We start from the raw sequence: 12,508 nt of genomic DNA on the forward strand, positions 1-12,508 counted from the left end.
TCGTATCGTTTATCTTTGCTTTAAACTTGCCATTAAGAGCTTGTTGACCACCTTCGGATTAGCCTTACCCCGGGTTTGCTTCATGATATTACCAACTAAGAAACCAACTGCCCGGTCCTTACCATTCTTGAAGTCTTCGATTGATTGTTCATTGTTATCCAAAACTTCATCAATGATTGGCTGGAGGACTGCTGGATCTGATAACTGCACCATTCCCTTAGCTTCTACCCAAGCTTGTGGCTCAGTATCGTTTGTGATAATTTCCTTGAAAACTTTCTTGGCAATCTTAGATGAAATTGTTTCATCTACAATCAATTTAATCATCGTTGCCAAGTGTTCCGGTGTCAATGCTGTAGCACTCAGTTCAACCTGGTTCTTGTTGAGATAAGCATTAACTTCCCCCATCAACCAATTGGCAGCCAACTTAGCGTCAGCTCCAGCTGCAACCGTTGCTTCATAAAAGTCAGACATTTCCTTAGTTTGAGTCAAGACGCCAGCGTCATATTCTGGAATTCCCCATTCTTTGACATAGCGTTCCCGCCGCTTATCTGGCATTTCTGGAATTGAAGCTGTTACTTCAGCTACCCATTCATCATCAATGTGAATTGGTGGTAAGTCAGGTTCTGGGAAGTAGCGATAATCATTTGCTTCTTCCTTGGAACGCATCAGGTATGTCTTGCCCGTAGGTTCATCGTACCGTCTTGTTTCTTGTTCGATTACGCCCCCTTGCAACAAGATTCCTTGTTGCCGCTTGACTTCGTATTCAATCCCTTTCCGTACGTGTTCAAATGAGTTCAGATTCTTCATTTCTGTCCGTGTTCCGTACTGGTCAGAACCGATTGGTCGAACAGAAACGTTAACGTCCGCCCGCATTGAACCTTGTTCCATCTTCACGTCTGAAACCCCAGTGAACTGGATGATCTGCCGCAACCGTGTCAGGTATGCGTATGCTTCATCAGCAGACGTCAGGTCTGGTTCAGCCACGATTTCAATCAATGGTGTTCCCTGACGGTTTAAATCAACATATGAATATCCATCTGGGTTATGGCTGTTCTTACCCGCATCTTCTTCAACGTGAATTTCATGAATCCGAACCTTCTTTTTAGTTCCGTCTTCTAATTCAAATTCTAACCAACCATCGTGAGCAATTGGTGTTTCGCGCTGAGTAATTTGGTATGCTTTAGGATTATCCGGGTAGAAATAGTTCTTCCGATCAAAATGAATATCCCGTTCGATTTCACAGTTCAAAGCCAAAGCAGCCCGCATTGCGTACTCCAATGCACCTTTGTTAACTTCGGGCAAGACCCCAGGGTAACCCCAATCAATAACGTTAGTATTCGTATTGGCTTCTGCACCATACATTACCGGAGTTGGTGAGTATGCCTTGGAATTCGTTTGTAACTCGATGTGGACTTCGATCCCTACTGTTGTTTCAAAATTCATTAGTTTTGACCCCCAATCGTTGGAACTTGTTTGTGGAAGTCAGTTGCCTGTTCAAACGCATATCCCGCTTGGTAAATTGTTTGTTCCGCAAACTGTTGTGCGATCAATTGCATTCCGATTGGCAATCCGTTAGCAAAGCCTGCTGGTAGGGACATTCCTGGCAAGCCTGCCAAGTTAACTGGGATTGTCAAAATATCGTTCATATACATTGTAACCGGGTCATCGATCTCTTCTCCGATCCCATATGCTACTGTTGGTGCAGTTGGTGCCAAAATCAAGTCATAATCAGCAAAGACCCGGTCAAAGTCACGGCAAATCAATGTCCGAACTTGGGCCGCTTTCTTGAAGAACTTATCATAAGTTCCAGCTGACAAGGAGAATGTCCCTAGCATAATCCGCCGTTTTACTTCATCCCCAAATCCTTCAGAACGGGAACGAACATAGACATCTTCCAAATTCTTAACATCTTGTGCCCGGAAACCATAACGAATACCATCAAACCGTTGCAAGTTAGATGAAGCTTCAGAAGAAGCAATGATGTAGTAAACTGCCACCCCATACTTGCTGTATGGCAGGGAAACTTCCTCCACTATTGCCCCCAGTTCTTCATAAGTCTTGATTGCTTGTTTGATTGCATCTTTAACTTCTGGTGCGATCCCGTCACCCATGTATTCTTTTGGTACAGCGATCCGCATTCCCTTAACACCAGCATCAATTCCAGCGGTAAAGTCAGGCACTGGCCGGCGAGAACTAGTAAAGTCATGTTGATCGGCCCCACTAATAGCATTTAACATCAAGGCGTTATCTTTTACCGTCCGGGTCAATGGTCCGATCTGATCCAAACTAGAAGCAAAGGCGATCAACCCATAGCGGGATACCCGGCCATAAGTAGGCTTCATCCCAACAATTCCGTTATAAGCGGCTGGTTGACGAATAGAACCACCAGTATCTGAACCCAACGCCGCAATCACTTGCCCGGATGCCACAGCTGCTGCTGACCCACCGGAAGATCCACCTGGAACCTTAGTCTGATCCCAAGCATTCTTGGTCAACTTAAAGGCTGATGTTTCGGTGGAACCCCCCATAGCAAACTCGTCCATGTTGAGCTTTCCAACCGTAATCATCTTCGCTGCCGCTAACTTATCCATTACTGTTGCATTGTAAATTGGATTAAAGTTTTCCAGAATCTTGCTAGCAGCTGTCGTAGTCAAGTCACGGGTCACAATGTTATCCTTGATCCCCACTGGAATCCCTGCCAACACTTGGTCAGCCGCAATTCCCACTTGATCTAATTCTTTAGCTTGAGCTAATGCTTGGTCCTTGTTCAAGGCCAAGAAAGCGCCAATTTTTTCATCCCGTTCTGCAATTACATCGTAGGTTTGGGCAACCAATTCTTCCGCACTAAAGTCCTTGTTAACCAGACCTTGGTGGAGCGATGTCAAGTCATGTTTCAAGTAATCCATCAACTAGCCTTCCTCGCTTTCATCAATAATTGCAGGAACTTTGATTAAGCCGTCCTGCTGTTGGGGAACATTACGCATCATCAAATCACGATCTGTTCCTGGAACTGCAACATCTTCGCGCATAATGTTGCGGGCATCAGTAACGTGGGTTGTCACTGGTACTCCTGTCGTATCTACTTCTTGTAACTGTTCAACCATCTTAATGATGGCGTCCATTTGTCCGGTAAACTTAGCAAGTTCCTCCGGAGCGAAGGCTAATTTAGCTAAGCTAGCCACGTGGGCTACTTCTTGTGAACTGATAGCCATTTTCATCCCTCTTTCCGCAATATCTTTTTTTATTCTAGCACAGGTAAAATTATTGTCCTAGGTAAATGTTGACTAGTAACTACTAAAGACGTGGGTATAGAAGCCCTTGTCCCCATTATCCCGGGCAACAAAACTCTGAACTGATCCATCTGATCCTTGAATTTGAATATCTACTTTAATCCCCGAAGGAAGATAAGTCTGAGCTGCTTTGGCTACATATTGAGTAAAACTAGTAATCTCCGTTTCCGAGTAGAACTGCGTGGTAATAGTGACGTTCAATCCTTGGAGTGAATCACCCTCATACTGAGCCTGAGCTGTAACTCCAGCTAAATTAGGGAAGAAGTTTTGAATCTTGTTTTTGAAATTATCAAAAGAATCGGCATCGTTTTTGCTTGGGACAGTATCCGTATCGGTGACAGGGAAGACGTAGTTCTTGAGATCAGTTGCCTTCCACGTCCCCATTTGGGTCCCACTGTTGCTTACCGTTGTAGCGTAGAAAGTTCCACCAACCAAGCTGTCATTTGGCGCTTGTTGATACATCGCAATCACGATTGGCATACTAGACCCAACCGCATTATAGGATCGTAGCCGTGCTAAAACTTTAGCAGCAGCCTTCTTTCCTTCAGCAATCATCTGTTCCTTAGGAATGTCGGTGGTGTAAGTTGCACCATATTCTTCTTTTTGGTAGTAGTCCTTGCGGTTCATCCCAATCCCGATCGTAATCCCCGCTAGGTGCAACTTGCCATTTTCCTCTTTCATATAGTCTTGTTCTTCAATTTGCTGAACGTAAATTGGATTCCGCTTATTAGCATCCTTTTTCCCATTGTCTTTGGGGTTCAAGCCTTCAGGATTGTCCTTGGACTTACGTCCCAACCAATTTTCAACTGTTCCTTTGGATAGGATCTGGCCTTCCTGAAAAACATAACTCTTAGGTGAGAAGTGATCCTTGGAAATAGTTGTCAAACCCGATTCAAAGCTCTTCAAATTGAGCATATTTTCTGTGTTCTGCGAGACACCAACACCCCGTGATTTGCTTGTCCGATAACGCCCGTTAGTGATAATGCCTTTGTATTCACCACTATTGGCAGTACCGGTTGTTTGATAACTACCCTTAGCCTTGGAACCACTTGAAGAAGTCGAGCCAGAAGTCCCACAGCTAGCTAACAGCAATGCACTCAAACACACTCCTACTAATACACCTATCTTTTTCACTGTTCTGCCTCCATTTGTGCAATGAATTCTTGTTCGTTAATTATCTTTACCTGTAACTGCTCTGCTTTAGTTAATTTACTACCAGCATCATGTCCTGCAATTAATAGATCCGTCTTTTTGGACACACTCCCTGTTACTTTAGCACCATGGGCTTCTAACCACTTCTTGGCATCAGCCCGTTTAATCGTATCGAGCGTCCCTGTCAAAACAACCCGTAAACCGTTGAATTGACTAGTAGCTGCTGCTTGTGCTCTTTCGGCAGTCGTTGGGCCAAGATACTTCGTATTGACCCCAACCTCTGCTAATTCTGCTATCAAAATTTGCACGTGCTCATTAGCAAAATACTGAACCACACTATCAGCAATGACCTGGCCGACATTTGGAATAGCAGCTATTTCTTCACTGCTGGCTTGCATTAGTTGCGCAATCGTACCAAAATGTTCTGCCAAAATTTGACCAGCTTTAGCACCAACATGACGGATCCCTAGTCCAAACAACAAACGTTCTAAAGAATTTTGCTTACTATTAGCGATTGCTGTCAGCAAATTATTAGCAGACTTTTCCTGGAACTTATCCAGTCCAATCAGGTCAGCAAACGTGAGCTTATACAAACCAGCAACATCTTTGATTAGACCTTGTTCATATAATTTATCAATGATTTTAGTCCCCAAACCATCAATATTCATCGCATTTCGGGAAGCAAAGTGCGTTAAACTCTCTTTAATCAAAGCTGGACACATCGGGTTGATACACCGTAAGGCAACTTCATCATCCAAATGGACTAAATCAGAACCACATACCGGACAGGTGGTTGGCACTACATATGGCACTGTATCATTTGGGCGCTTAGCCAAAACCACTTGCGAAATCTCCGGAATAATATCTCCTGCTTTATGGATTTTCACTGTATCACCAATGCGGACATCCTTCGCCTGTAAGTAATCAACATTGTGCAACGTTGCTCGTTCCACTTTGGTCCCGGCCAATTGAACTGGATCCATCACTGCAGTAGGAGTTACTACCCCTGTCCGCCCAATTGTCCAAGTGATATCTCGGACAACCGTTTCTTGTTCATCCGGTGGGAATTTATAAGCAATCGCCCACTTAGGAACTTTGACGGTATTGCCAACTTCATTATGGATTGCAAATGGATCAGATTTAACAACAATTCCATCGATGTCGTAAGCTAACTGGTTCCGCTTAGCGGTGTATTCGGCTACGTATGCCTTAATCTCATCTTCTGTCTGGCATAACCGCGAATCTGGATTAACTTTAAAGCCCCAAGCAGCCAATTGCTTAAGGGCTGCACTCTGCGTTGTTATTCCGAACCGGTCTGGCTCCATTAAATAATAAATAAACGTACTTAATTTTCTCTGAGCGGTAATTTTGGTATCTAGCTGCCGTAAGGAACCTGCAGCCGCATTACGAGGATTAGCAAATACTTCTTGTCCCTGCGCCTGTCGTTCAGCATTGAGTTGATTGAACGCTGCCAGTGGCATGTAACATTCACCCCGCACTTCAACTGAAACTGGTTCAGTTAACCGCAGGGGGATGGCTTTGATGGTCTTAAGGTTGGCAGTGATATCTTCCCCGATTAGACCATTGCCCCGGGTTGAACCCTTGACAAAAACTCCATCTTCATAGGTTAAAGAGATGGCTAAACCGTCAATCTTCAATTCACAATTGTATGCAAAAGTCTGTCCTGTATCTGCCTGCAACTTATTGGTAAAAGCCAACAACTCATCCTCGGAAAATACGTCTCCTAAAGACAGCATCGGAATTTCATGCTGAACCTTGGTAAAACCAGCTAGTACCTGTCCTCCTACTCGCTGTGTCGGTGAGTCAGCTGTCACTAAGTCTGGAAAGTCTGCTTCTAATTGGCGCAACTTCTCATATGCCTGATCATATACATGATCCGCAACAGTTGGTTTATCTAGCACGTAGTATTCATGACTCCACTGGTTTAACTGCCGTCGTAACTCTGTTACCACTTGTGTTGCTTGCGCGCGGTCCATCCCGTTCATCTCCTTCATCAAAAACTAAACTCGTGTAATTGGAGCAAAGGATGCTAACAACCGCTTGATCCCTTGAGATGGGAAAGCAATGTCCAGCTCCATTCCTTCGCCTTGGCCGGTTACCTTAATGATTGTGCCAGTCCCCCAAGCTTTATGCTTAACTTGGTCACCGATCTTCCATGCCTGTTTCTCGGCCCCAGTGCCTTTATTTTCAATCCGCTGGCTTGGCTGGAAACTTGTTTTTTTGCGGTAGCGATCAAACGGATAATCTCGTCGTCCTGCAGGGCGTGCGATTTCACTTGCCTTATGCCCTTCTGATACCAAGACATCAGTATCGATTTCAGTAATAAACCGGGAAGCTGGATTGATTTGCCGCCGCCCATACAGCATCCGTGACTGGGCATTGGTCAAGTATAACTCTTTTTCTGCCCGCGTGATTCCCACATAAGCTAAGCGTCGTTCTTCTTCTAATTCCCCGTCATCCTCTGTTGCTCGTCCCAAAGGGAAGATCCCCTCTTCCATCCCGATCAAGAAAACAACCGGGAATTCCAACCCTTTAGCTGCATGTAGGGTCATCAGAGTTACTTCTGGGGCATCTTCTTCGACATCATCTTGGTCAGATACCAACGCCAAATCAGATAAGAAATCCACAAACATATTGCTTTCTTCATCTGCTGGCATCCAATTCTTTTCGAATTCCGCCGTAACTGATTTAAATTCTTCCAAGTTTTCCAGCCGGCTTTGATTTTCAAGAGTCTTTTCAGTTTCCAGCATCTCTTTATAACCTGACCGCTGCAAGATTTCATCTGTTAATTCAGTGATATTATGCTCCATTTGAAAATCATGGAGGTCAGCAATGAGGTCAGCAAAAGCTAATAGTTGCCCCTGAGCCTTGCCACGAATATTAGCCGCTCCTGCTTGACGAGCTGCTTCTAACATCGTGATATTATTCATCGTTGCAAAGTCAGCTAGCTTATCGACACTAGTTGTTCCGATCCCACGTTTAGGCACATTGACAACCCGGCGAAAACTCAAGGAATCATCAGGATTCGTAGCTAATCGCAAGTACGCCAGCACATCTTGAATTTCCATCCGGTCATAGAACTTATGTGCACCAACTAACTTATATGGAATACCAGCCTTCAGCAAAGCTTCTTCAATTACCCGAGATTGAGCATTAGTCCGGTACAAGACCGCAAAATCACTGTAATCATAGTCTTGATCTTGACGCAACTTTTGCACTTGTTTGATCACATAGTATGCTTCATCATTCTCATTACCAGCCCGATAATAATGCACCTTATCCCCGGCAGCATTGTCTGTCCACAAAGTCTTATCTTTCCGGTTAATATTGTTGTCAATTACCGCATTAGCTGCTTTGAGGATATTTTTAGTTGAACGATAATTTTGTTCCAATTTTACTACCGTTGCATCTGGATAATCCTTTTCAAAATTAAGGATATTCTCCATATTAGCTCCCCGCCAACCATAGATACTCTGATCAGCATCACCTACAACACAAATATTGCGGTAGCGTGCTGCTAATAAAGTTACCAATTCATACTGGGCTTCGTTAGTATCCTGATATTCATCCACATGAATATAATGAAACTTGTTTTGGTAATATTCTAAAACATCCGGAAATTCTTTGAACAGCTCAATTGTCTTCATGATCAAATCATCAAAGTCCATCGCCTGGTTACGGTGCAATTCTTCCTGATATTGCCGATAAACCTTGGCTACAACTTCTTCATATGGACCCTTCGCATTGCTGGCAAATTCCTCAGGCGTTACCATATTATTTTTAGCATTAGAGATAGTTCCCAGAATTGTCCGGGGGGTATATTGTTTAGAATCAACGTTTAGGGCTGCTAACAAACGTTTCACCAAAGTACGTTGTTCACTGGTGCTAGCAATATTGAACGCCCGCTCATAACCAATCCGTTCAGCATTACGCCGCAAAATTCGGACACACAAAGCGTGGAATGTGGATACCCAAATATCTTCAGCACCTTCGCCCATTAATTTATCAACCCGTTCTCGCATTTCACGCGCAGCCTTGTTGGTAAAGGTGATCGCCAAAATATTCCAGGGATTGGCTAAATTTTGCTCAATAATATAAGCAACCCGGTGTGTTAAAACCCGGGTTTTCCCACTGCCAGCACCCGCCATGATTAGCAAAGGACCAGCGACACTTTTTACTGCTTCTTGTTGCTTGTTATTTAACCCTTGTAACAGATTATTTTCCACGCTCAAATTCAATCCTCTCGTCAAGTATACAATCATTCATATTATAGCAAAGATCATTATTTGCTTCTTTAAAATTACCTAAAATTCACAACGAAAAAAGCTGCCTCTCAGCAGCTTTCTTGTCACTTTTCAACTGTTTAATTATTCTGACGTTTCATCCGGCCAAATCTCAGTTGCTTGGATCTGTTCTTCAGCTGCATCAATCGTCGGCGCCGTGACCAGTACATATCCCGCTGGTCGTGGCTTCATCCTTTCAGGATAACGGAAGAAGTTGTACGACCAGTTATCTTTCAAAACCCATTGGGTCCGAATGCTATCTTGGTCATCATCCGCCATCATGACCATTGCAGTTGGTTCAACTAGTTCGGTTGTCATTAATGGCATCCGCGCTAAAACCCGCAGGTGTTGTTCAAACATGGAAACCAATGTTGCTTTGTCAAAGACATAACCCGCTGGACTAACTGCCGGCACCATCCGTTTAACATACAAGGAGCCACTATCAGTTAGGTAAAATGATAGTTGCATCACCCCAACATAGTTGATGTTTTCAGCAATTTGATGTGCTAAGCGGTGAATCTCTTCTTCCACATCATTAGTGACTCGCGCTGGTGTTAACACGCGATTCAAATCGTGCCCGTGGTATACTTCCTCAGTCAACGGGAAAAACTTAAGCTCGCCGTCATAGTCACGACTAAAGACCACTGAAATCTCTTTATTGAATGAAATCAACGACTCCAGCACATAGGTTCCCAAATCAACTATATCAGCTACCTTAGCGATATCGGTTTGCCGTTTGATTACCGCTTGGTGCTTGTTATTGATATCCTTTTGAATTGGCTTCAAAATACATGGAAAACCAATCGAAGACACTGATTGGTAAATATCATCGAGGCTAACAATTGTTGCATACGGCGCAATGTTAACATTGATCTGTTCAAAAAATGCCCGCTCCAACAACCGATCCTGAGTGATCTCCAACGTATCTTTTCCCTGGGGAACCGCCGTAAAGCGACTGAGAAATTCAATCACATTAGCAGGCACATACTGTGATTCATACGTGATTAAGTCACAGCGTTCTGCAAAATCTTGTAATTTTTCTTTACTTGTACCAACAATTCTTACGTCAGCAGCCTGCATCGTAGGACTAGATTCATTGCTTCCACACACAATGACCTTAAAGCCTAAACGCTTTGCTGCTGTAGCCATCATGATACCATTGGGACTATCACCAACGATACCAATCGTATCTCCTGGAAATAGAACCTTCTCTGCCATTTCTGTCACAACCTTTGCTTTAATTTGCAATCAAACCGGCTTTGAAAAAAACTTATTCGTTTCTCATTTTACCATATTCTCAGCCATAGCTACGGACTGATTAGTTTTCTTCCCCAACAAAGTGTACTTCGTCACCAGCAAACGAGGAAATCCGAGCCAATGACTCTAAGTGTACACCCTTTTCTTTGATCAAACTTGCTCCTTCTTGGAAGGATTTTTCAATAACAACACCAGCTCCAACAATAGTACATTGGGCTTGCCGACAAATATCAATCAAGCCTAAAATGGCTTGACCATTTGCCAAGAAGTCATCAATGATCAAAACATGATCATCGGCACTCAAAAATTTACTGTCAATCGAAATTGTATTAGTTACGCGCTTAGTATATGAAAAAACATCTGCAGTATAGAGATTGTCATTCATGGTTGAACTCTTCTTTTTACGCGCAAACACAACTGGTACATGCAAATTCAAGCCAACCATTGTTGCAGGAGCAATTCCTGAAGACTCCACTGTTACAATCTTAGTAATCTTTTGATCTTTAAATAATTCCACAAATTCTTGTCCAATTCGATATAACAAATCGGGATCAATTTGGTGATTTAAAAATTGATTAACTTTTAAAACGTTTCCTGGTAAAACGACCCCATCTTCCCGAATTCTTTGTTTCAGTTCTTCCATTCTGCAACTCCCTTTTCTTTATGAATCATACCGATCCAAGTGATATTTCTTAATAACATTAATTAACTTTTCAGCGTAAGTCGGATCAGTAGCATACCCCTGACGCTGTAAAGCTTGGGCCGCTTCCTGATAATTTGTTGCCGTCAACACTGCTTGATAGTGATTAGGATCCCACTTTGTCCCATTAACAATCAGCATTGTATGAGCATGTACTGAGTCGGCCCAGCTACTATACACTGCAAACGGGGCTTTGACTGTAATCCATTGTCCATTTACATACTCTTTGGTAGTCATCATAGTCGCATCGGGACCACGATCCTTAATCCCAAACAGATTATTGTATTTAGTCGCCAGTGTGCTCCGTCCCCAGTCAGATTCTAAAGCTGCCTGGGCCAACGTGATGCTTGCTCGCAAATGATACTGTTTTTGGTCTGCTTGAGCCGCGCCAGCAATCTTATCCAAAAATTGCTGGCGTTGCTCGTCCACAGTTGTCCCTTGTTGCGTTTCTGTTTGCTGTTCCCAGGTAGCTAAACGATGTTGTCCCACCCACCGTAAAACCTGTAATGACAATAGAGATAAAAGTACTACCGTCAATAAAATATTGGCTGGGTGTAAATGACCATTTTTATGAAAAAAATACCGCCATTTGTGCGGCTTACGTCGTCTTTTTTTGGACCTGACCTTGGTCTTATTTCCAGTCTTTTTTTGCGGCAAGTTGACCCGTTCCCCTTTGATTAGTGTATTAAGATGATTATAGCATAAAATATTTTTCTAACTAGTTACACTGACAACTCCTCCTTTGCTTCTCAGTATTTTTTAAACAAAAAACGTGCGCTCAACCATATAAGTTTTGCGCACGTTTCTTACATTATAGATATAACTTAAATAAATTGTAGAATAGCCATCAGAACTGGAACAACCACGATGAACAACACAGTACTCATCACTACAATATTGGTTGCATAGTCAACATCACCATGAGCTTCTTTGGCTAGAATTGGCAATACTGCCAACATTGGGAGGGCTGATTGAACTACCAATGTTTGCCGCATCAGGGTTGGTAAGCTAATTCCCATCATCCCTGTCCCGAGTTTAATCACTAGGATCAGCACTAATGGTGACAGGATAAACCGACCGATTAAAGCCATTACCGAATCCCGTTCGAACTTAAACTTATCCAAGCCCGCATCTGCTAACACAATCCCGATATAAATCAAGGATAATGGTGTAACCAAGCCACCAACATATGACAGGGTCTGGTTCATAAATGTTGGTACTGGAATTCCTAATAACAACCAAACAACTGCTACCACAAATCCTACCAATGGCATTGGCAGAAGTTTCTTCCAGTTAATCTTATGACTCTTTTCCTGTTCACTTTTATCTACTGTTGGATCATCGTTGGAAATCAAATAGATCCCAAACGCCCATGTCGAAACCGTATTGATAATATAGTAAATCAAGAAATAACTCATTGCCTTGGCGCCAAACAAAGCGTTGTTCAATGGCATTCCGATGAAGATTGTATTCGCGTTAACTACGGCGTTCATGAAGATCCCTCGGCGACCGGGACGGATCCGTGCTACTTTGACTGTTACCCAAGCGATTAGATAACCAATGATTACCGCGACTGCTGGGAAAAGAATCCCTACCCCTAAGCTTGCCAATTTATCCCGTGTTAGGTAGTTCATTACACTGACGAAGATCGACGCAGGCAAGGCAATCTTGGTAATCAACCCAGCAATATTACTCCCAAAGGAATCAGCAAACCAACCGGTCCGCCGCAAAATATATCCCAAGGCCATAATCAACACGATCACAGCGATGCTTGATAATGATGTTAAGAATACTTGCACTTGTAT

At 43.2% G+C, this 12,508-nt stretch carries 10 protein-coding genes; all 10 read right to left on the reverse strand.

The window, feature by feature from the left end; genetic code table 11:
* Positions 1-9: 9 nt before the first annotated feature.
* On the reverse strand, positions 10-1,443 hold the full coding sequence (gatB, locus tag V3C97_RS05750) for an Asp-tRNA(Asn)/Glu-tRNA(Gln) amidotransferase subunit GatB (RefSeq protein WP_338433988.1): 1,434 nt from the start codon (positions 1,441-1,443) through the stop codon (positions 10-12).
* Positions 1,443-2,906, reverse strand: coding sequence for an Asp-tRNA(Asn)/Glu-tRNA(Gln) amidotransferase subunit GatA (gene gatA / locus V3C97_RS05755; RefSeq protein ID WP_338433989.1), 1,464 nt, complete (start codon positions 2,904-2,906; stop codon positions 1,443-1,445). The genes gatB and gatA overlap by 1 nt, the downstream gene beginning before the upstream one ends.
* 3 nt (positions 2,907-2,909) lie before the next feature.
* The gene (gatC, locus tag V3C97_RS05760) at positions 2,910-3,212 is read right to left on the reverse strand and encodes an Asp-tRNA(Asn)/Glu-tRNA(Gln) amidotransferase subunit GatC (protein ID WP_009550773.1); all 303 of its coding nucleotides are present in this window, start codon (positions 3,210-3,212) and stop codon (positions 2,910-2,912) included.
* A gap of 72 nt (positions 3,213-3,284) precedes the next feature.
* Positions 3,285-4,424 carry a CamS family sex pheromone protein gene (locus V3C97_RS05765; protein ID WP_216543514.1) on the reverse strand — a complete coding sequence of 380 codons (1,140 nt, stop codon included), beginning with the start codon at positions 4,422-4,424 and terminating at the stop codon, positions 3,285-3,287.
* Positions 4,421-6,439: an NAD-dependent DNA ligase LigA gene (gene ligA / locus V3C97_RS05770; protein WP_338433990.1), complete on the reverse strand. Its 2,019-nt coding sequence runs from the start codon at positions 6,437-6,439 to the stop codon at positions 4,421-4,423. Before ligA ends, V3C97_RS05765 begins: the two co-directional genes overlap by 4 nt.
* Positions 6,440-6,463: 24 nt before the next feature.
* A complete protein-coding gene (gene pcrA / locus V3C97_RS05775) occupies positions 6,464-8,725 on the reverse strand; it encodes a DNA helicase PcrA (RefSeq protein ID WP_338433991.1) in 2,262 nt (753 codons plus the stop codon).
* Between the two features lie 105 nt (positions 8,726-8,830).
* Entirely contained in the window at positions 8,831-9,964 is a 1,134-nt protein-coding gene (locus tag V3C97_RS05780; protein ID WP_338433992.1) for an ATP-grasp domain-containing protein, read from the reverse strand.
* A gap of 100 nt (positions 9,965-10,064) precedes the next feature.
* On the reverse strand, positions 10,065-10,646 hold the full coding sequence (locus V3C97_RS05785; protein WP_338433993.1) for a xanthine phosphoribosyltransferase: 582 nt from the start codon (positions 10,644-10,646) through the stop codon (positions 10,065-10,067).
* 18 nt (positions 10,647-10,664) lie between these two features.
* Positions 10,665-11,360, reverse strand: coding sequence for a glycoside hydrolase family 73 protein (locus V3C97_RS05790; protein ID WP_338433994.1), 696 nt, complete (start codon positions 11,358-11,360; stop codon positions 10,665-10,667).
* A 167-nt stretch (positions 11,361-11,527) separates the two neighbouring features.
* The gene (locus tag V3C97_RS05795; protein WP_027826565.1) at positions 11,528-12,502 is read right to left on the reverse strand and encodes an AEC family transporter; all 975 of its coding nucleotides are present in this window, start codon (positions 12,500-12,502) and stop codon (positions 11,528-11,530) included.
* Between the last annotated feature and the right edge of the window lie 6 nt (positions 12,503-12,508).

Origin of the sequence: Ligilactobacillus saerimneri (genome assembly GCF_036689625.1) — a bacterium.
GTDB classification, from domain to species: domain Bacteria; phylum Bacillota; class Bacilli; order Lactobacillales; family Lactobacillaceae; genus Ligilactobacillus; species Ligilactobacillus saerimneri.